The 20984-nt window shown below is 63.4% G+C and carries 18 protein-coding genes and 2 pseudogenes; 11 read left to right on the forward strand and 9 right to left on the reverse strand.

Annotation, left to right across the window (positions count from 1 at the left end; genetic code table 11):
* Positions 1-13: 13 nt before the first annotated feature.
* The 6 genes from AC5Y4S_RS15270 (at position 14) to AC5Y4S_RS15295 (ending at position 6427) form a co-directional block, all read left to right on the forward strand.
* A complete protein-coding gene (locus AC5Y4S_RS15270; RefSeq protein ID WP_500033565.1) occupies positions 14-886 on the forward strand; it encodes a major capsid protein in 873 nt (290 codons plus the stop codon).
* 12 nt (positions 887-898) lie between these two features.
* The gene (locus tag AC5Y4S_RS15275) at positions 899-1369 is read left to right on the forward strand and encodes a hypothetical protein (protein ID WP_500033566.1); all 471 of its coding nucleotides are present in this window, start codon (positions 899-901) and stop codon (positions 1367-1369) included.
* Positions 1370-1768: 399 nt separating this feature from the next.
* Positions 1769-3001 carry a DNA sulfur modification protein DndB gene (locus AC5Y4S_RS15280; protein WP_500033567.1) on the forward strand — a complete coding sequence of 411 codons (1233 nt, stop codon included), beginning with the start codon at positions 1769-1771 and terminating at the stop codon, positions 2999-3001.
* Positions 3002-3603: 602 nt separating this feature from the next.
* Positions 3604-4656 carry a queuosine salvage family protein gene (locus AC5Y4S_RS15285; protein ID WP_500033568.1) on the forward strand — a complete coding sequence of 351 codons (1053 nt, stop codon included), beginning with the start codon at positions 3604-3606 and terminating at the stop codon, positions 4654-4656.
* Positions 4657-4667: 11 nt separating this feature from the next.
* The gene (locus AC5Y4S_RS15290) at positions 4668-5600 is read left to right on the forward strand and encodes a hypothetical protein (protein ID WP_500033569.1); all 933 of its coding nucleotides are present in this window, start codon (positions 4668-4670) and stop codon (positions 5598-5600) included.
* A 131-nt stretch (positions 5601-5731) separates the two neighbouring features.
* Complete coding sequence (locus AC5Y4S_RS15295; RefSeq protein ID WP_500033570.1) at positions 5732-6427, forward strand: HNH endonuclease; 696 nt, start codon at positions 5732-5734, stop codon at positions 6425-6427.
* A gap of 388 nt (positions 6428-6815) precedes the next feature.
* On the opposite strand, the gene AC5Y4S_RS15300 is transcribed toward AC5Y4S_RS15295, so the two are convergent.
* Positions 6816-7568: a TetR/AcrR family transcriptional regulator gene (locus AC5Y4S_RS15300; RefSeq protein WP_500033571.1), complete on the reverse strand. Its 753-nt coding sequence runs from the start codon at positions 7566-7568 to the stop codon at positions 6816-6818.
* Entirely contained in the window at positions 7565-8476 is a 912-nt protein-coding gene (locus AC5Y4S_RS15305) for a fumarylacetoacetate hydrolase family protein (protein ID WP_500033572.1), read from the reverse strand. The genes AC5Y4S_RS15300 and AC5Y4S_RS15305 overlap by 4 nt, the downstream gene beginning before the upstream one ends.
* 97 nt (positions 8477-8573) lie before the next feature.
* Between AC5Y4S_RS15305 and AC5Y4S_RS15310 the strand changes: the two genes are divergently transcribed.
* Genes AC5Y4S_RS15310 through AC5Y4S_RS15325 form a run of 4 tightly spaced genes read left to right on the forward strand, consistent with a single transcriptional unit; the run spans position 8574 to position 12894 of the window.
* Positions 8574-9323 carry an MBL fold metallo-hydrolase gene (locus AC5Y4S_RS15310; protein ID WP_500033573.1) on the forward strand — a complete coding sequence of 250 codons (750 nt, stop codon included), beginning with the start codon at positions 8574-8576 and terminating at the stop codon, positions 9321-9323.
* Between the two features lie 42 nt (positions 9324-9365).
* Complete coding sequence (locus AC5Y4S_RS15315; RefSeq protein ID WP_500033574.1) at positions 9366-10724, forward strand: alpha/beta hydrolase family protein; 1359 nt, start codon at positions 9366-9368, stop codon at positions 10722-10724.
* A gap of 30 nt (positions 10725-10754) precedes the next feature.
* Complete coding sequence (locus AC5Y4S_RS15320; protein WP_500033575.1) at positions 10755-12461, forward strand: CocE/NonD family hydrolase; 1707 nt, start codon at positions 10755-10757, stop codon at positions 12459-12461.
* A gap of 28 nt (positions 12462-12489) precedes the next feature.
* A complete protein-coding gene (locus tag AC5Y4S_RS15325; protein WP_500033576.1) occupies positions 12490-12894 on the forward strand; it encodes a carboxymuconolactone decarboxylase family protein in 405 nt (134 codons plus the stop codon).
* Positions 12895-13128: 234 nt separating this feature from the next.
* Here AC5Y4S_RS15325 and AC5Y4S_RS15330 read toward each other — a convergent pair.
* The 5 genes and pseudogenes from AC5Y4S_RS15330 to AC5Y4S_RS15350 form a co-directional block, all read right to left on the reverse strand.
* Positions 13129-13233: pseudogene (locus tag AC5Y4S_RS15330) on the reverse strand (pyridoxamine 5'-phosphate oxidase family protein); the annotation flags it as partial.
* 28 nt (positions 13234-13261) lie between these two features.
* Positions 13262-13633 carry a DoxX family protein gene (locus AC5Y4S_RS15335; RefSeq protein WP_500033577.1) on the reverse strand — a complete coding sequence of 124 codons (372 nt, stop codon included), beginning with the start codon at positions 13631-13633 and terminating at the stop codon, positions 13262-13264.
* Positions 13634-13661: 28 nt separating this feature from the next.
* On the reverse strand, positions 13662-14852 hold the full coding sequence (locus AC5Y4S_RS15340) for a cytochrome P450 (RefSeq protein ID WP_500033578.1): 1191 nt from the start codon (positions 14850-14852) through the stop codon (positions 13662-13664).
* A gap of 144 nt (positions 14853-14996) precedes the next feature.
* Positions 14997-16835, reverse strand: coding sequence for an AMP-binding protein (locus AC5Y4S_RS15345; protein ID WP_500034022.1), 1839 nt, complete (start codon positions 16833-16835; stop codon positions 14997-14999).
* Positions 16836-16917: 82 nt separating this feature from the next.
* Complete coding sequence (locus AC5Y4S_RS15350) at positions 16918-18714, reverse strand: FAD-dependent monooxygenase (RefSeq protein ID WP_500033579.1); 1797 nt, start codon at positions 18712-18714, stop codon at positions 16918-16920.
* Between the two features lie 78 nt (positions 18715-18792).
* On the opposite strand from AC5Y4S_RS15350, the gene AC5Y4S_RS15355 reads away from it, so the two are divergent.
* Positions 18793-19395: a TetR/AcrR family transcriptional regulator gene (locus tag AC5Y4S_RS15355; protein WP_500033580.1), complete on the forward strand. Its 603-nt coding sequence runs from the start codon at positions 18793-18795 to the stop codon at positions 19393-19395.
* A gap of 10 nt (positions 19396-19405) precedes the next feature.
* Here AC5Y4S_RS15355 and AC5Y4S_RS15360 read toward each other — a convergent pair.
* Positions 19406-19538: pseudogene (locus tag AC5Y4S_RS15360) on the reverse strand (acyl-CoA dehydrogenase family protein); the annotation flags it as partial.
* A 427-nt stretch (positions 19539-19965) separates the two neighbouring features.
* Positions 19966-20943 (reverse strand): S-methyl-5-thioribose-1-phosphate isomerase, encoded by a 978-nt coding sequence (mtnA, locus tag AC5Y4S_RS15365; protein WP_500033581.1) that lies wholly within the window; start codon positions 20941-20943, stop codon positions 19966-19968.
* Positions 20944-20984: the final 41 nt, after the last annotated feature.

The raw sequence follows: 20984 nt of genomic DNA on the forward strand, positions 1-20984 counted from the left end.
GAGGACTCGACTAATGCCTAACCCACTAATCCCCGAACTACAGGGGCGTCGGCTCACGGCAGACGCCGCGCTCAAGCAGCCGACGATCATCCGCGATCGCATCGCCAAGTTAGCCGACGACCAGCTTCTCTTGCCGCGATTCTTCCGACCGCTCGGCGCCAAGATTGAAGGCGGCGGCCTCCTTTACTCAGTCGTCAAGGCATCGGATTTCTACACGTCTGACGTCGAGAAGCGGGCCCCCGGCACTGAATACAAGGCGGTCGAGGGTGTCGATCCCGACCAGCGATTAGCCATCGTCGAGGACCACGGCGGTTTCTTTGAAATCACCGATGAACAGATCATCCGCAATGACGTCAACTACCTCGATCAGCAGACCACCCAACTCGCCAACACCCTCGCAAAACGCCTCGACTCGCTCGCGATGGCGGCCGTCGAGGCCAGCGAGGTCGAAAGCATCACCATCCTCGGCGACTGGTCCAACCTCATATTCGACGGCCCGCTCGACGCCATTACTCCAAGTGCAGATCGGCCGCTGGCCCATCTGAGCTCGGCTCAACTTGAGGCTGACCTCGACGAGCTCGGTGTACGACTCAATTTGGTTATGTGTCATCCACAAAACGCGCACGAGCTGCGGGTGGCGTACGGACCCGAAGCCGACGCCGCGCTCAAGTCAGCTGGGCTCGAGCTCTACGCGCACCCGCGCGTGCCGCTCAACAACGTCTACGTAGTCGAAAAGGCGAACGTCGGCCTGGTGGGCTTTGAAGTGGCGCTGACCACCGAGGTGATCGCCATTCGGGAGCGCCGCTGTAAGCGTGTGCAAAGCTACGTGGTTGCGAGCTTCGGAGTCGACCGTCCCTACGCCGCAAAGAAACTCGTTCTCTCCTAAGGAGATAGACCGATGGCACTCACATTCGACGACGCCCAGGCCGCCGCGCACCTCGAGGCGCTCGGCCTGCCGCCGGAAACCGCTGACCCTGACCTCGTGGTCGCGACCGTCAAGGACCTCGCTGCCCAGGTGGTCGGCATGACGCCCGAGCAGCCTTCGAGCGTCGCCGCCGCGGCCAAACGACACGGCATGGAGGTCGTCGACTCGCACAGCCTCGCCGCGTTGCGCCGGGACGCTCAAGAGGCCCGCACACTCAAAGCCGCCGCCCGGCAGCAGAAGATCAAGGCCGCCGTCGACGACGCCGTCTCCAACGGGAAGATCACCGTGGCGCGTAAAGAGCACTGGGTCGCGTTGGCTACGCACGACGAGAAGATGCTTGAGGTCCTCGCCTCGGTGCCCAACGAGACCGCCGTGCCGATGACCGAAGTTGGCCACGCGCTCGAACCCGCTGATGCCGAGGCCAGCAACACCTGGTTCTACTGACCATCGATGCAACCTGCCCCGGGGGCGCGGTCGTAACCCCAGGCGTGGAAGCACCCGCCTATCACCGGCCCAAGCCGGCCCAGATGGTGCAATCGGCGCCCACGCGGGAGACACCGACGCCCCAGCAGGCTTCTAGGCCCGGGTATGAGCCATCGTTCACCTGCGGGTATCCTGTCGGCAGCGATGTTCTTCATCGAATCAGCGATGTTTTTTGAAAAAATCTCCGCTCAGCCCTTGCGCCGGCGCGGGTGCGGTGTTTATTGTGGGAAACATCGCCAAGGCGGTCAGGAACATCTCGGACATGGTCCGAAATACTTCTCCTCTTGACGGTACACTGCACATTGAATCTTGAATAGAGCACCTACGCGGTGGCATTGCTGGCCAGATAGGAGGCCAGCGATGACCATCATCGCCGCCAAGGGCACCCAAGGTGCCCACAGCTACTTCACCGCAACCATGCGGTGGGGTGACCTCGACAAGCAACTGGTCTTCCCCGAGGACCTCGTTGACTTGGACGAGGATCAGCAGATGCAGCGGGCGTACGCCAAGAAGCGGATCGGTGACCTCGTCGAGTACCTCGGCGAACCCGACCACTTCTTTTCTGCGCCCGCCTTGGTGATCCTGCCGCGGGACATGAGCCATCCCGCGGAGGAAGGGGACGTTCGGGAAGACGGGGACTATCAGTTCATTCCGTTTGATCCCGAACGCGTGCCAGTCGCCTCACAGCGACTGGGCGAACTCCACCTTTCTGGGCAGGTTCAGCTTTTCCCCGCAGATGGTCAGCACCGTTGTCGTGCTGCCAAGCAGAAGATAAAAGCTGATCCGAGCTTCGCGAAGGAAGAGATCCCCGTAGTTTTGATCCCGTTTCACGACTACGACCAAGTGCGTCAACTGTTCGCGGACTTGAACCTCAACGCCAAGCCGGTGTCCAAGGCGACCGGATTGGACTTTGAGTCCCGCGATCCCGAAGTGCAGGTGGTCAAAGCAGCAGCGGACATGGTGCCGCTGTTCAAAAAGACCGAAAAGCGCAATCCGATCAACCGCCGCTCCAACAGCTTGCCTAAGAGCAGCGACGCGGTGATCACGTTGAGCACGCTCGTGGAGGGTTCAGGCGAAATCCTGACCGCTCTGAGCAAGGAGGCGTACCTGCAGAACAGTGGTTCCTCCAAGTGGGACAAGGAAGCCAAGGCCGCTGCCGTCAAGCAGTTCATCGCGAACCGCGACGAAGCAGCCGAGGCCCTCGCCGACGTCTGGAAGACCATTACTGATCTCTTCCCCACCCAGCGGGACGAGATCCTCGAGAAGAAGCGAACACCAGGGGAAATCCGCGAGGACTACCTGTTCGCATTCGGACTCGGACAGCGCGGGCTCGCCCGCGCAGCGGCCGCCCTCATCGAACAGAAGCCCGACGAATGGGACGAACTGCTCGAGAACGCCGTGTCCAAGTTCAACTGGAAGCGGGAGGCTGAGGAATGGAAAGGCAACGCCGTCATCCACGGCAGCACCAAGGACAAGGACGGGAACCGAGTTCCCACCTACCGGGTCAACAACACCGGCCCGGCCATCCAGAACCTGGCAGACCGCATCATCCAGAAGGCCCTCGAAGCCGAAGAGGCCGAAGAGGCCGTGTAACCCAACAATCCGATCGCGAGTCGATCGGCCCAACCGGCCAGCAATGTCACCACGTGGGCGCTCTATTCAGGGATCACTACAACCGTTAAGGAAGGAGAAACTGCGTGGCGCACAGTACCAGGAGGGGCTGACCCCAAGATGACTCAAGACAGCGCACATCTTGGGGACCAGCGCACCACAACACACCAAGAGTAGCCCCGGCCCACCACCGGGGCTACTCGCCTTTGCGATCGGAGCAGCAAGGGCTCCCAAATATTCGGGCCCCCTGTACTGACTGCCGTAGCGGTAGTCAGAAATTTTTTTGAGGACCTCAATTTTCCGGAGCGCCAATGCACCTATAGGTGCGTAGTCCGGTGTCACTATCCGACGCAGCCGGAGTGGCGACGACGTCGACGCACCTGCATCCTTCTCGCCGTAGCCTCGTGGTTAGGTTGCCCGCCTCTGCCTTGGGGTGACCCGACACTCGTCAAAGAATCGATGCACGCTGACTAACGCACTGGCCAAGAGGCTGATCGGCGACGGATCGCCGTAGATCTCTTGGATGCGACATGCCCGATCGTCAAGCCGGGAACTCGTCGGACCCGCCCAGTAAAGTCCGCTGTGTGTATGGAACCTTTGATGGCAAGGTTGGTGGTTCGAGTCTGGCCGCCGCCCCCAAGCGTCCAGACGACGCGCTGCTCGATCTTGTTCAGCATTGTGGCGTCCGACTCATCGACCACCCTCGGGTTGAGATCGATTCAAAGAAGCTGACCAGCCTTGTCTACGAGTTTGCGAAGCGAACAACGAGCAAGAAGGCCGCATATGGCTGGGACGACCCAAAGTTCTGGCCCACTGAGGCCGATGCGCCAACCCGATCCCAGCTAATTTCTGTGGGTAACTGCATTAACTTCCGCTTCTGGCGGCTGTCAGAATCGGAAGAAATTACCCCGCTCGGCGGATACTTAAAGGGCGAATACCTGACGGGCTCGATGTATATGTGGCGTTGCATTCGACTCGCTTACGATTCAGGTATTCCGATCGACGAGGCAAAGTATTTGTCGGCCATTGATACGGCTGCCTTTCATCAGGTGTTTCAAGATGACAGCGGTGTGAATCCACTCGAAGAAGCAATCACCGAGCGGTTACAGAATCTTAGGAATCTCGGGCAGGTCTTACTTCACAGTTGGGGCGGCCAATTCTATAACGTCGTTGCTAAAGCTGATGGATCACTACCCTCATTTATGCATTTGAGCCGCAATTTCCGTGCGTTCGACGATCCCATCGCTAAGCTAACTTTGGTTAACGCACTGATGCACCGTGGAAGCGCGCTAGCCGCTTTTCAAGAGCCGTTGTTGCCCGCGATCGACTATCAGATACTCAAGCAGCTATTGCGCCAGCATGTGCTGTCTGCCGATTCGGCGCTCGATGCCAAACTTCGCGCGGGTTGCTACCTGGACAGCACCGAGGCGTATGAACTGCGATCCGCGGCTCTCGAAGCCCTTCTTGCGGTGCAATCCAACACTGGCCTTCCGGGTGACGTAATTGACAATCAGTTATGGATGAACCGCAATATCTGCAAGGACCGACAACCGAGTTGCGATTTGTGTCCGTTCACTTCCGTTTGCGAGAGAGACGTCGGCGTACAGAGACCGCTTGAATTGACAAGACACTACTGAGAGAGGCGATAATGAGCGAACAAACGCCAACGTATGACCAGGGTTCGTTGCCAGATTGGCTGCTTGACGCGCCACTTTTTGTCGACGATGACTTGATTCGATCGCTGTATTACGCGGTGGCACTGCCTGAATATGAGGAAGAGTCCGTAACCATTGCGACAGAGAAGGTCAAAACGAAGACCTGGTCGGTCGGCGGTAAGGCTCAAGCTGAAGCCTCTTTTGGTGGGATTGCTTCATTCCTTGCGTCATTGAAAGGGACGGTCGGTTTAGAGGCCAAGCGCGATAGCACAAAGACAGAAAAAAACTCAGATACCATCAAGTTGGTCCCCGTCGACTCTCCCGAGCGGCGACTACTAAACCTAGCCCTCCACTACGCCGCAAACCTTAACGAGCGGACTTGGAACATATTCGGGTTAAAGGACTTTAGTTGGATCACTGGGGCAATGGCGAGCAGTCACGGCAAGCCGCTGATCTTTCTCGATGTCCCCCCAGACGTTCCCATTGTTCCGATGGCAGCAGAATTGCCTAATGGGAACGTCGTCCTCTTCTTCAATCGTATTGCTGCTGCGGTCAAAGTGCCGAATGAAATACTTCCGCCAGACTACCCACGACAGCCAGATCCAATTGAAATGAACCTTTACTGGGACTGGTTCCAAAACAAAAAGCTCGGGAAAGACGCCGACACATCTTATATATTAATGCACGTGGTCGAAGAGACAATTGGAACGGGCGGTCGTCCACGCTGGTTCGATTGTCGGGTACCTCTAGGAGAGATTGGAATGCAGAACGATAGCCTCCATCTCCACATTAAGACCCGAGAGAAGTACGACACGGGCGATTTTGCCTATCACTTTGTGCACCGAGGCAGAAAGCACGGCTTCCGTCTCATCGGGAGCCTGAAGGAAGGGCCCGCCTTAAATGTACTCGCCATCTACGAAAGGTAGCCCGCACTAGTCGGTCGGCCGCACAAGCCGGGGCGGTGACCGCGGCGACCAGTTCTGTCGACTAACTCCCCGAAACGCCGGGTTGCCTTGAGATCGAACTTGATCGCCAACAGGCGACCTATCATCGGGCTGTGTTCTCTCCAGGTGAGGTCATCTCTTACTTGGAGATGTGTCGTGAAGAGAATGCGAGCCTTCAGCGGGGCATGAACTACGGCGTCGGCGGCCGTCCCAGCGTGATTCTGATGAGCCGCCGGCCCGGTGCTCCCTACGAAGACCGCATCCAAGATGATGGTCATGTCTTGATTTACGAGGGTCACGATAGGCCCAGAGTTCGCGGTGGCCCCGATCCGAAGACACTCGATCAGCTTGAGCACACACCGAATGGCAAATTGACCCAGAACGGATTGTTTCTGGCAGCTGCTTCCGAGCATCGAGAACAGGGGACGCCAGCGGAGCATGTACGTGTGTACGAGAAACTGCGCGACGGCATATGGACCTTCAACGGCGTATTCCGACTCGTCGACGCCTGGCAGGAACAGGCGAAAGGCCGGCGGGTGTACAAGTTTCGCCTCGAGGTGGCTCCAGACGTGACGCCGATCGTCGATACGCGAGAGCCAACCCTCGAGCAGCACCGACTCATCCCATCCAATGTGAAGTTGGCGGTTTGGAAACGTGATCAAGGCAAGTGCGTGAAGTGCGGTTCCGCGGACAACCTGCACTTTGACCACATCATCCCCTACTCGCGCGGCGGCTCGTCGCTCGTCGCGGAGAACATCCAACTGATGTGCGCACGTCATAACCTAGCCAAGCGCGACAAGATCCAGTGATCTGACCGCGGAGACCCTAACCGCTGGGCACTCAACCGTGGTGCCGGCGTCGTCAAGCCCGGAGCAACTTGCCCCGCTCGGGCCTTCGGGTGCCGCCAGTAGGGATCGGTCCACAACCGGGCAGCAGTCGCTGTCACGACAGTGTCACAACTCGCGGCCAACCCTGGGCAATCCGAGCGAGTCCACTACCATCCACCGCGATCTGATTCCGCAGGTCACCGACGCACGGGCGTCGCGGCTGGACCCGCTGAGACTCACTCGGACGCTGCGAATCGACTTCCCAAGCTGAATACGCGGGTTCGATTCCCGTCATCGGCTCCACTGTTACCTCGGGTTTTACCCCGATCGCGCAAGCCCTCGTGTCGCGGATCTGGGGAATCTGGACGGCTCAGATCTTGCTTCGCGTGATGGCGGGTGGCTGGGCCATAGATTCTTCTGTTCCGTGTCCGACGGGATCCCCGTCAATACGGCGTGCCGCCAGGGCGGTGATCCCGCCTTCGGCAAATCGCCGAAGTGCGTGGTGACGTTCGTCGAGATCGCCGGTGCGCATCCGACCGTCGGTGAGACTATCTAACCGCAGGTTGTTGGAGTAGGTGTGCAGAGTCGCCGCGACCAGGTGCAGGTAGGCGTCGTGGATGGCCGCCTCGTCCGCAGTCGGGAACAGCGCCCGCAGCGCGACGATGAAGTCGGCGGCGATGGCGTTGAAGTCCTCGACGATGAAGCGTCCGATGGGGTGTGCGGAATTGGCGAGTTGGGCGATGAAGCGAAAGTAGTTGTCCCACCCTGGATCACCGGCTCGCCGGCGCATGGGTTCGGTGAACGCGTCGATGAGGGCGCCCAGGCGCTCTGCTAGGGTGCCGCGGGCGGGCAGTGCCGCCAGCCGGGCCCGGCGGTCGTCGTTGAGGGGTTGGATACGGCGCAGCAGAACCGCACGAAAGAGGCCCTCCTTGCCGCCGAACTGGTCGCTGACCGAGGCGAGGCGGGTGCCGGCGTGGTCGGTGATGTCGCGGACGCTGACGCCGAAGTAGCCGCGGTCGGCGAAGAGTTCTTCGGCGCTGTTGAGCAGCCGATCGCGTAGCTTCTCGCGGTTGGCTTCACGGGAGGCGCGTGGGGGTGGGTCGGCTGCTGCGGGGCTGGTCATGACTCGATGATGGTGTGTTCGATGCCGCCGATGCCGTCGATGGTCAGCTCTAGGGTGTCTCCGGGGCGCAGCCAGTGCCCGGTTTCCATGCCACTGCCGCCGGGAAGTGTCCCGGTGCCGAAGAGCTCACCGGGATAGAGGTGTTCACTGCGGGAGGCGTGGGCCAGAACCTCACCCAGACCGTGCTGCATGCCGGCGCTCGACACCGTCGACACGGCAGAGCCGTTGATTGACACCGTCCCGCGCAGCGCATCGATACGAGGAAGGATTTCGTCGGCGGTGACGGCGACCTCCGACAGCGAGCTGGCGAAGTGCTTGGCCTTCTGCGGGCCGAACCCGCTGTCCATTTCGGCCCGCTGCACGTCGCGGGCGCTCCAGTCATTGAGCACCACGAACGCGCCGATCGCGTCGAGCGCCTCGGTGGGGGTGGCGTTGAACAGACCTTGCGCCAGAACGAAACCGATCTCCAGTTCGTAATCGAGCGCCCGGCTGTAGGAGGGTGCTGCGATGGGTGTGCCCGAGGGGATGAATGTCATCGCGTTCGACATGTAGTAGATCGGCTGGGCGTAGAACAGCGGCTTGGGCTTCAACAGCGGGAACGGGCGCCGAGTGAGCGCTTCCACGACCTCGACGAGTCGATACTGGCCCGGATGGAGGCGCCGCAGCAGGCCTCGGCTGGCGTTCAGGACGTGCTGTTCGTAGAGCATGAAGTCGCGAAACGATGCCGGCTGGAAAGGCAACAACATTGAGCTGTGCTGCAGGTGGTCATCGACGCGGGCAAGTTCCCAGTCACGGTCGAAGACCCGCCCGCCCAGCGGGGTGTCGTCGTCAGCCGGCTGCCAGGAACCACCGTCGTCCTGAGTCTGCACCTGTACACCCTCGGCGGTGCGCACACGTTTCAGCTTCACCGGCTATCAATCCTCACTCCGCGGAACGTTTGTTCCACTGTATCGCAGAACGGTGCTATTGTCGGAACAATTGTTCCGCATTGGTTGGGGGTTGCGCATGCAGGAAGTCGCTGAGGACGTGTTCTGCGTGGCGGGCACCGCGGTCAACTGGGTGCTACTGCGTGACGGCGCCGAACTCACGCTGATCGATGCGGGTTGGTCGGGAGACACCAAGCGGGTGGAGGACTCGATCCGGGCGCTGGGCCGGCACCCAATGGACGTTCAGGCGATCTTGCTGACCCACGCCCACTTGGACCACATGGGTGCCATCAACCACTTCCATCAGCGTTACGACACACCGGTGTTCATGAGCAGCACCGAAGTGACCCATGCCCGCGACGGGCACCTCGAACAAGCGCAGCCCGCCGACATCATCAAACGCTGTTATCGGCCGTCGGCGTTGCGCTGGACCGCGCGGATCATCGCTGCCGGGGCGCTGAAACCCGTGAAGCTGCCACATGCCCAGCCTTACCCCGGCATGGGGGCACTCGACCTACCCGGGGCACCCGTGCCGGTCGCCTGCGCGGGACATACCTCCGGGCACAGTGCCTTCCACTTGCCCGATAAGGGTGTTCTGGTTACTGGCGACGCGTTAGTCACCGGTCACCCGCTGTCCCCACTCGGCGGCCCGCAGCTGTTGCCGCCGTTCTTCGCCCATGCTCCCGCCGATGCCGAAGCCGCCCTGACAATCCTGGCCGGGATTCACGCCGAGATCCTCGTTCCCGGCCACGGGGATCCGTGGCGCGGATCCCCTGCCGCCGCCGCCGAACAAGCACGGCGCAACGCGCGCACGACCAACCAACTCTGAGGCGACCGCCCGCCCCAGCACCGCACTCTGAAAGGACGCCCAATGACCGAGGCCAGTCTGCCCCAGAAGCTCTTCGTCACCGCGTGCGCGGTCACCCGCAGCACCGATTTGGCGGCCCGCTGGACCGGCGCCGCACCGTTTCTGCCCGCGCTGTTCGTGCTGCGCTACGCCAACATGGGTGGGCTCGACCACACCTTGTTCGCCGCGCAGATCCGCGGCGCTCGGTCCTTCCGCGACGACCGCTGGTGCAGCTACTGGAACCGCATCGCCGAGGCCCACGCCCGGCGAGCCACCGACGTGCTGCGCAGCCTGGCGGGCACGGACTCCGCCGACGTGCCCAACCTCACCGACCCGAGCGCCGCGACCGCCACCGAGCACCGTGACAGGCTGGCTGCGTGGATTGCCCCAGCCGCGGTGCTATTCGCCGACCACGGACCGCAACCGGATACGCGTGCGCTCGCCGCCTTCGTCGAAGAACACGCAACGACCGAGGACTGTCAACGAATCACCAAGGCGTACACAGCGATTGACGCGTGGGTGAAGGCGATCACCTACTACCAGGTCAGCGCCTTTCCCGGACACGACCCGCACCGGATGCAGGCGTACTGGCGCTCACGGCACCTCTTCGACGCTCTGATCGGTGCCGTGGTGCCCACGCTGGGCCTCACCGTCGACCACGTCGACATCCCGCTCGCCGACGGTGACACCGTCGGCGGGTACCTCATCGTGCCACCCGGATCGGGGCCCTACCCGGTGGTGTTGACGACCAACGGTCTGGAGGGCACCGTCCAGGAGCTGGCGATCCCCCAACTGCGCTACCGCGACTCGGGCATGGCGATGTTCCTGATGGAGATGCCCGGCAGCTACGCCTACACCCATCCCATGCAGCCCGAGTCGGAGGCGGTCTACCACCGGGTCATCGAGCACCTCGCCGCCGATCAACGGCTCGATGCCGACCGCATCGCCATGGTGGGGGTCAGCTTCGGCGGGTACTGGACCGCGCGCCTGGCCGCCACCAACGACCGGCTGGCGTGTGCGATCGCCTGCGGGGCCCCCACACACCGGTCCTTCCACGGTGGCGCGCTGGGCACCCCGCAGATCATCCTGCACGCCCTGGCCAAGACCGTCGGCGCAGCCCACCCGATCGACCTGATGAGCAAGCTCAAGGCGTTGTCCATCCGGGATCTCTACCCCGACATCACCATTCCGCTGCTGGTCATCAACGGCGACCACGACACCTTGATGAGCACCCAGGACAGCAGCGACCTCGCCCGCGCCGCCGCCAACGCCACCTTGCTGCTTTATCCCGACGACGATCACTGCGCGATGGGCCACTACCGCCAGTGGCTGGACTACTCACAGCACTGGCTGTTGGAACACCTCACGGTCACCGCGAACTAACCGCCGCGTCACCGAGGAAAGGGCTCGCTCGTGTTCCCGCTCAGAGACGGCATGCGCATCGGCTTCGACGTCGAAGTCCCCACCACCGACGGCACAATCCTGCGCGCCGACGTCTTCCTGCCCAACACCGAGCAACCCGCCCCGGTGATCATGACGATGGGCCCCTACGGCAAAGGTCGCCGCTTCCAGGACGAGCCCTACACCAGCCGCTGGCAGCGCCTCACCGCCGACCACCCCGAGATCCTCATCAACTCCCCGTGCACCTATCTGACCTACGAGACCGTCGACCCCCAACTGTGGACCGCCGCGGGCTACGCCGTCGTGCGGGTCGATTCCCGCGGCACCGGCACCTCGCCGGGACACCTCGAAATCTTCTCCCCTCAAGAAACACGCGACTACTACGACGCCGTGGAATGGGCCGGAGCCCAACCCTGGTCCACCGGCACAGTCGGGCTGTGCGGCATCTCCTACTACGCCATCAACCAATGGCGCGTCGCCGCACTGCAACCACCCCACTTAGCGGCGATCTGCCCCTGGGAAGGGGCGCTGGACAACTACCGCGACATGACACGGCACGGCGGCATCCTCAGCAACGTGTTCTACGAGCTGTGGTATCCCACGCAGGTGCTGTCCAACCAGCACGGCCTCGGTGACAACGGGCCCCGCAATCCATGGACCGGACAACTCGCCACCGGCACCAACACTCTCACCGCCGACGAGTTGGCCGCCGGCCGCACCGACCCGCTGCCCGAGTTACGCGAACACGTCCTCGACGACAGCTGGCACCGGGCCCGCACCCCCGACCTCACCAAGATCACCGTGCCGATCCTGTCCGCGGCCAACTGGTTCGGCCAAGGCCTGCACGGACGCGGCAACGTCGAAGGGTTCCTGCACGCCGCCTCCCCCCAGCGGTGGCTGCACGTACATCCCGGCCGCCACGAAGAATGGTTCTACCTCCCCGAAAGTGTTGCCCTGCAACAGAAATTCTTCGACCACTACCTCAAGGGTCACGACAACGGCTGGCTCGACACCCCACGCGTAGTTATGCACGTCCCCGACCCCCACGGCGGGCACCGCTTGCGCACCTCGGATCGGTGGCCACCACACGACACCACCTGGAACGAACTACACCTGCACCCCGCCAAAGGCACCCTCACCCAGAACCCACCCGGCACCGACGCGACGGCCAGCTTCACCGCCGACGGCGACGGACTGACCTTCACAACCGCACCGATGACCCACGACACCGACATCGTCGGCCCGATGGCCGCCCGGCTGCACGTCTCCACCACCGGTCACGACGCCGACCTGTTCCTGACGGTGCGAGTCCTCGATCCCGACGGTGTCGAGGTCACCTTCATCGGCGCGATCGCCTCCGAACAAGTCCTCACGAACGGGTGGCTGCGCCTCTCGCACCGTAAGACCGACCCAGCCCGCAGCCTACGGTGGCAACCCTGGCACAGCCACGACGAAATCCTGCCCGTCGAACCCGGTCGCGTTTATCCCGTCGACGTCGAGATCTGGCCCACCGGTATCCACCTACCCACCGGATACTCCCTCGCACTTACCATCAGCGGCCACGACTACACCCGCCCCGACCAGCACCCCGCCGCCGCAACGCTGTTCCTGCACACCGACCCCCACGACCTGCCCACCGCCCTGCGCGCCGCGACCACTACCCTGCACGTCGGCCCCACCCACGACAACACCCTGCTCATCCCCACCAGCATGTCCTGACTCGCTTACCCAGATACCGAGGCCCCAGGTGACTTCAGACCGTTACGAAAAAGGGCTGGCAAAGCTCGCCGAGTTCACCAGTCCACACGCCAGTGCCACCCATGCAAAGATCAGCGAAGACCTCGCCGCCATCGCGCCAGACCTGGGGCGCTACATCACCGAATTCGCCTACGGCGACATCTACACTCGCGTTGGACTGACCAACCAGCAACGCGCGATCATCACACTGTCATCACTGGTCACCCAGGGGACAGACCCCCAAGTCGAACTTCACCTCAACACCGCGCTCTCAGCAGGACTCACCCCCACCGAGATCGTCGAGACAGTCATGCACCTCATCCCCTACACCGGATTTCCCCGCGTCATCAACGCACTCACCATCGTCCAATACGTATTTGAGCAACGCGGCATCGTCGAGCGGACAGAACACTAGGGCGCACAACCGGTGGAGGTGCCGTGGCGTTTGCGCCGGCGCCGCTGCAGTACCCGCTGTCCCTCCTCGCGCCAAAGACGTTGAAATCGCTTATGATTGACGATCCTCGACGGCCCGGTTGGTTGTGTGTGGGTGGTGGCGGGGAGTGTGTGGTGTGGTCACGACACGTCGTGGGTGGCGGAGTTGGAGGCGTTCCACGCGATGGACGATGATCCCCAGTGTGTGAGTTCGCAATACACAGGTCCGGTGTGAGCGGACGAATTGGCGGCGCTCCAAGGGAAGCATGTCGCGATCGGAAGGCGCGGTAAACGGCTGCGGGTTAAGCGGCAATAGGTTCATGGGATTCCTCGCAATGGTGGTGAAACGCTTACAGGTTCGGTAAGGACGCTGCCGGGGCGGCGGCGAGCACGGCAACGGCGATGGCGAGCGCGGCGGTGAGTACCGCCGGCGCCATGGCTGAGACCTTGTCGCCAGCCTTGACGTGATAGCCGATCGCACCGCACATCATGAGAACCACCGCGGCGGCAGTCACCACCGAGAGAGCGGGATAGGCGATGCCCACCAAAAGGCCGATCGTGGCGGCCAGCTGGGCCGCCCCGATCATCCGGTCTAATGTGACACTCACGCCGAGGTGTTCGGCGCTGGCACGAACAGCACTGAGCTGCAGCACCTTTGGCATTCCGGTTGCGGCCATCTCCAGCGCGAGCAGTACGGAGACAATGATGGACGCGATGTGCATGACACTCCAGTCGTCAGTGGGGAGGTGACTAGGCGGGAATCAGCTTGAGTGGCAGATGCTCGTGGCGGTGGATGATGTTATTGATCGCCCACGTCGGTGAACCGGTGACTTCGATGCGGTCCACCCGTTCGATGAGTACGCGCAGCATTGCCGTCGTCTCCAAACGCGCCAAAGCCTGACCGGCGCAGGCATGAGCACCGTAGCCGAAGCCGATTTGCCGTCCGGCGTCGCGGCGAATGTCGAAGACCTCAGCTTGGTCCCATTCACGTTCATCGCGGTTGGCTGAGGCGTACATCACCAGAACCCGGTCACCGGGCGACATGGTGATTCCAGCGATGTCGGTGTGCTGGCCCACGCAGCGCCCGAATGCCCGCAAAGGCGGCTCGAACCGCAACACTTCGTTGATGGCGTTCGGTATCAGCTCAGGCTCGTCCTTGAGCAGCCGCCACTGCTCGGGGTGGCTGGCGAACAGGAACAGCGCATTGCTGATGGCGCTCATGGTGGTATCGATCGATGGGGCGAGGTAATCGACCATCAGCGGGGGGCATTCGTCGTGGCGCAGCTTGCCCTCATCGGCGGCGATCAGCAACTCATGGGCCATGCTGCCCTCGAGAACGGTGCGATCGCGTACCACGCCGCGGGCAAAGCGCAGCATCGCCATCACGCCCAGCATCGCTTTGATAGCCCGCCGATTGAGTGGACCGAGGATGTCGAAGGCGGCCCCGCCCCATTCAATGAGATGATCGCGTTGGTCACGGGGCCAGCCAATGAGGTCGGGCACCACCGCCAGCGGCAGTGCGGCGGCCAAATCGTTCACACCGTCGATCTCGCCCCGGGTGAGCGCCCCATCGACAACCGCGGCTGCCGTCGCATCAACACTGTCACTAATCGCGTGGAGCGCACGGGGCAGCATCCGGTGCGCGACCCGCTTGCGTCGCTGATCATGCTCGGCCCCATCGCTATTGAGCGTCGTGCCGCGGCCCAACCGGTTGGTAATAGGATTGAGCGACACCCCTGGCCCCGACAAGAAGGCCTTGTCATCGCGCAGCACCGCCTTACACTCCACGTACCGCGGTAGCGCGTACACTTTCTGTTTCGGCAACCACACCACGGCACCCAAATCGCGGAGCCGTTGGTAGTGCGGATATGGGTCGACGATGGCCTCGACGGAGTAGATGTCAGGCTTGTAGACCGGGACACGGGCGGTATTACGACGCATAACAGGTCCTTTCAATGTCGCTCGAATCGATCGACTCGCCCACCAGCAAAAACTCCGACACCACCACAGCTCGAAGACATCGCCGCGCGGCGGCGAAGGAGCCAGTGGCCAACGTGGTGCCCGGTTCGGCGGCCGGGATTGCGGTCATGACGCCAACTCCAGTCGTGCAGTCATCGAGTAGCGGCCGAGGACCTCTTCGACGGCCATGCGGTCAGCAGATGATTTGAGCGTGACGGTGACGACCGGCGAGCCGTCTTCGACAACTGCCGTGACCGATTCGATTCCGGAGTGACCGGACAACGCCTCGATCGCAGCGCTGTATGCTGCCTCGGCGCGCAGTGCCGGTTTGTACGGTTTGCCGACGGCGGTGACCGGCAGCGTGTCGATGATGGTGACGACTTTCGGCGCGGCTGCTTTGTCGGCGACATGCTCGCTCGCCCATGTGCGTAGTTCGTCGCCCGCCACAGTGCTGTTCGGCGCGACAGTGACATATGCGACGGGAACCTCGCCAGCATGAGTGTCGGGTCTGCCCACCGCGGCGGCACCGGTGACATCGGGATGCTGTAGGAGCACGTCCTCAATGGTGGCCGGGTCGATGTTGTGGCCACCTCGGATGATCAGGTCCTTTGCCCGGCCGGTCAGATGGATGAAGCCGTCCGAGTCGACGAACGCGAGATCGCCGGTATCCAGCCAGCCGTCGACGAGCTTGCCCTGCCCGTCGAGGGCGAAACCGCTTGTGCCACAGGCGGACACGTAACCGGGAAAGACCGTCGGGCCGCTGATTGCCAAGTGGCCCACTTCGCCCGCAGGGAGGTCGTGCCACGACCCGTCGGCGTCGACGCGTACGGCCTTGACCTTCTGGTAGGGCAGGCGCTGACCCACCGATCCCGGGCGACGGTGATCGGGAAGGCTGCGTGCGCTGGCGCACGTCGCTTCGGTCAGGCCGTAACCCTCCAGTAGTCGAATGCCGGTGTGCGCTTCGAAACTGCGTCGCACCGAGACGGGCAGCGCTGAGGCGCCGACCAGAGCAAAGCGCAGGCTGGAGATGTCAGCGTCGACTGCGCACTGCGCTAGGACGGAGTAGACCGTCGGCACGGCACTCATGGAGGTGATGGCGTAGTGCTGCACGATCTTCCAGAAGTTGGCGTATATGGCCGGGTCCCGGTATCCGAGGGGGCCTGCCCAGATCACGTGCTGTCCGCGCAGCATCGGTGCAAGCAGCGTGACGACGAGCGCGTTGACATGAAACAACGGCAATGCCGCGAAAATTGTCTCGTGGTCGCCAAGGGCGGAGTTGGCCGCGATCATCCACGCGTCGGCAACCTCGTTGGCGTGGGTGTGTGCGGCCAACTTCGGTGCGCCGGTCGTGCCGCCGGTGTGGAAGAGTGCGGCCAGGTCACTAGCTTCGGGTGGCTCTCCTTGGAAAGCCGACGCGTCATACGTTGGCGCCCCAGCTATTCCGCCGATTGGAGGCAGAGCCAGCAGTGTGTCGACGGCGCCGGCGTCGGCGAGTTGAAGGGCGGTGTCCCAACTGGCGGTATCCAGCTCCGGTGCCGCCGCGATCAGCACTCGCGCTCCGGATCGGGTCAGAAGCTCTGCGATGTGGTCAGCAGACTGGCCGCCGTTGATCGGCGCGGCGATGCCCGCGAGCTGAGCGGCCAAGGTGGCGGTGATGAGCCCGTCACAGTTCGGGGAGAGCAGCGCGACCGCATCAGAGCGGCCGACACCGATGTCCCGTAATAGGTTGGCGGTTCTGTGCACGTCGGCTAGTAGTTCGCCGAAAGTGCGATGCGTCGGCTGCTCCCAACGGGTTGCGTCGGGAAGGACCGTCACTGCAGTGCGGGTTGGCCACTGTGTCGCCGCCCGTACCAACAGCTCGTACGTTGAGGACGGTAACCCCCTGTCCGCCAACGGGATCAGTTCGATTTCCTCGAGGTCGGCCAGGGTGGAGTAAGGCGGCCACAACAGATCGGTCACGCGTATCTCACTTCGGTGCACTGGTCATTCTTGGTTTGCTGCTTGAAGAATGCCTTCCACTTCACCGCAGGCGGCAACAGCGAGGAGATCATCGGCTGGTGGAGTCAACAAGTTGCGGCCGCGGCCGTGTCGCCCTCGCGCCGCGGATGCGCTCGAGGATGTCGCCGGGTCGGTCCGGGACGGCGTCGCCGCGCCAGGCGACGTGGTGGTCGGGGCGGATCAATACCAGGTCACGCTCGTACAGCACCCGAGCGTGACTGTCACGAATATCGACTGTCGCCAACGGGATTCCGCGCTCAGCGGCGGCATCGGTGAACGACCCGACGTCGATGTCGGCAAACCGCAGCAAGGTGAATCCCAATCCGAACAGGTCGAAGATTGCTCGGCCATCCTCGAGGAACACACTGGGCGGGCGTGACCCGGGTTGAGTCCCCGGTGTGTACGCGTGCAGGTGATCGACCGCGGCCGTGGCTGGTTCGCTGCAGACGATGGGTGAGGTGTCGTAGCGGTATCCGAATTCGATTCCGTCCGCCTCATTTTCCAGGTTGCCGAGGTCGAGGATCTCCCTGCCGAGCTGCGCGCGGGCGCGCTCACCGCTCCAACCCTCGGAGTGAATTGCCGTGCGGTCGAGGGTTTTGACCGCCAAGCGCACCAGCGTGTGGCGCGCCGATGCGTTGCGATTGCGTACCGCGACGGGCCGCCGCTCGGCTTCATAGGCATCGAGAAGACGACGGTCTGCCCAGCCCTGCACGTTGGCAGCGACCATCCAGCCTAACCCGACCGCGTCGCCGACACCGGTGTTCATGCCGTACCCACCGGCTGGAACGACCTGATGTGCGGCGTCGCCGGCCAGCCATACCCGGCCGCGCCCGTAGCGGGCGGCAAGGGACAGGCGCGGGCGCCACGCGTTGGCACAGAGGATCTCGCAGGCGAACTCGACGCCGAGCGTCGTGAACAGAAATTGTTTGGGATCGATCGCGTCGGCATCGATACCCGCTCCGAGAAGCGCATGCAGGGTCCAGGTATCGCGGTCGTTCTGCGAAATCAGCGTCCATCCCTGGGGTGACTGGGTGTGCCAGGCTGTGCCGAATCGCTCGAAAAGGTGTCGGTCGGGCGAGGTGAAGTGGATGAGGTAAACCCGGCCGTCCATTGGCCTTTCCCGCTTCGTGAGATAGGCCCGGATCGCCGCCGGCAGGAGACGCCCGATGCCGATTTCACGTGCGGCAAGACGCCGCAGGTCGATGTCGTCGAGGCCGATGCCCAGTCCGGTGCGCACGACGCTTCCTGCGCCGTCGCAGCCGGCCAGGAATTGGGCCCGGATCCGGCGGGTTCCTCCGGTCTCCGTGCAACGGATCACCGCATCGACCCCGTCGCTGTCTTGGCTGAAAGTCTCTAGGGCCCAGCCGAATCGGAGGTCGATCTGCGAACTTTGGGATTCCAGAAGATTTTTCAGCGCCGGCTCCAGAACGGCCTGTGAGACCCGCATGGCCGGCTCGAGTGCGGTCGTGCCGTCGTTGCGCTCGCGGATGATCGCGCGCCGTTGAGCAGGGGTGGGATACCGAAAGCGCGCCAACTCCCACCCGCTGAGGTTCGTCACCCACGAGACGTCGAACGGATGGTCCTCGGGGACAGCGACTTTGCGAAGCTCATCGGCCACCCCGAGATGACGGAACAGCTCCATGCTGCGGCCGTTGGTGATGTCCATCTTCGGATGCGTGGTCGTCGACGGGTTGCGCTCCACCAGGATCGCGGCGACGCCGTACCGCGCCAGCGTCAGCGCAAGCGTGAGTCCAACCGGTCCGCCGCCTGCAATCAGCACCGGAACGCGCTCGGGGTCCCCTTGCGCGCGGTCGTGGCTAACGTTGCTCACATTGGCATTGAACACTATTGTTCAATATAGATCAAGAGCGTCTTTCAATTGCCAGTCACTTGGCGGATAGAACATCGGTGTACTATCTAGCGCATGACGACGCCCACGGATCAGCGGATCAGCGAGGCCGCGGTCCGACTGTTCGTCGAAAAGGGAACGACCCAGCTAACCGTCAGCGAATTGGCCCAAGCGGCGAACGTGGCGCGCGGCACGCTTTATCGCAATATCGGTCCAATGACCGGCCTCTTCGACCGCGTCGTCGCCGAGTTCAGCGCAGACCTGCATCGGCGAGTTTCTGACAGCTTCACCGGCATCGACGACCCCGCGGCACGACTGGCCACCGGTCTGCGGTTGTGGGTCCGGTATGCCTACGAGAACCCTACTCTCGGACGCTTCACTGTCAGATTCGGGCTGTCGGAGGAGTCGCTGCGCGCCGTGATGACCGGACCACCCATGCGTGACATCAGCGCCGGTGTTGCCGCCGGCCGCTATGACCTCGGCCCGGTCAGCGTCGACAGCATCGCCTCGTTCGCCCTCGGCGCGACCGTGAGCGCGATGTGGATGGTGCTCGAGGGACATCAGACCTGGCGTGAAGCTGGCTCGTCGACCGCGGAACTTGTATTGCGCGCCATGGGAGTAGAGGCCGCCGAGGCGCGGGAGATATCGACGACCGAGCTACCGCGCCTCGCTACTTGAGTTCGGACGATCACAGGCCCAACAGCCGCCGGGCGACCACCAATTGCTGGATCTGCTGGGTGCCTTCGAAGATGTCCATGATCTTTCTAGTCGCGCGCCCACTTCTCCAACAGTGTCTCCTCGGAATAGCCGATGGTGCCGGCCGAACAGATGTAGGGATCACCCCCATCGGGATCCATCCGCAGGTTCAGCAGGCGACCAGCAGACATTGGCGGCACCGTGGGGCTCGCCTCCGCCGCGCGGCACTGCCCGCTCCGGCGTCGATCGGCTACCACGGACACCTTGCGCCCGTCGGTCGGCTCCCAGCGGAAATGACCCCCCAACGACCCCCAAGGCGGACGACCACGCCAAAGGGTCGTCGGGCCCGGCCTTGTCCCAGCTTCGCTGTCACGGCGCTGTCACAACTGTGCCGAATCAAGCGGTACGCCAGCAGACGCTCGCGGATGCTTTGCGCAAGTCAGCGACGTCTACGGACCTGTGCAGAACCGCCTGGATCAGACCTAATCGACTTCCCAAGCTGAATACGCGGGTTCGATTCCCGTTATCGGCTCCAACTCATGACGGGTCTCTTCAGCGTTCGTCCGCAGGCCGGTACCTGCCGTGCTCCGTGACGACCGCGGTGACCAGTTCGGCCGGCGTCACGTCGAAGGCCGGGTTGAAGACGCCCGCGTCCGGCGGCGCGATGGCGGTGCCGGCGAACGTCCGGAGTTCCTCGGGCGCGCGTTCCTCGATCGCGATCTCCGCGCCGGTGGCCAGCGACGCGTCGATCGTCGACGACGGCGCGACCACGACGAGCGGCAAGCCGTGATGGCGCGCCGCGATGGCCAGGCCGTAGGTGCCGATCTTGTTGGCGACGTCGCCGTTGGCCGCGATCCGATCGGCACCGACGAGCACGCAGTCGACGAGGCCGCGCGCCATCGCCGCCGCTGCCGCGCCGTCCGGCTGCACCCGGTAGGGCACGCCCGCCTGCGCCAGCTCCCATGCCGTGAGACGGGCGCCCTGCAGCAGCGGACGGGTCTCGTCGACCAGCACTGAATCGACGAGCCCGCGCTCGTGCAGGTGCCAGACGACCCCGAGCGCGCTGCCCCAGGCCACGGTGGCGAGGTGACCGGCGTCGCAGTGGCTGAGCAGCCGCAGCGGGCGGCGACCGCATAGCCCGAGGACTATCTCGGCGGCGTGCGCGGATGCGGCGCGGTTGAGGCGCTCGTCCTCGTCGAGGATTTCCAGCGCTTCGGCAAGCACGGCTTCGGCGCCCTCGTCGAGCCTTTCGAGCGCGCGCGCAACGCCCCAGCTGAGGTTGACGGCGGTCGGCCGCGCCTTCGCCACTCGTTCGGCAGCCGCCCGAACGTCACCTCCCTCTTGTACGGCGAGCACAACGCCAAGCGCGCCCGCCGCACCCAGCGCCGGGGCGCCGCGCACGGCCAGGCGGCGAATCGCGTCGATCAGCTCGTCGACGGTGCGCAGGGTGAGCTCGCGATAATCGGCGGGCAACGCGGTCTGGTCGATGATCGTGACCGCGTCGCCGTCCCAGTCGATGGTCCTGCGCACCAGCCGACCCTAGCCCGCCCGGCTTGAGCTTCTTAGGGCCT

It is taken from the genome of Mycobacterium sp. NGS64 (assembly GCF_059812245.1).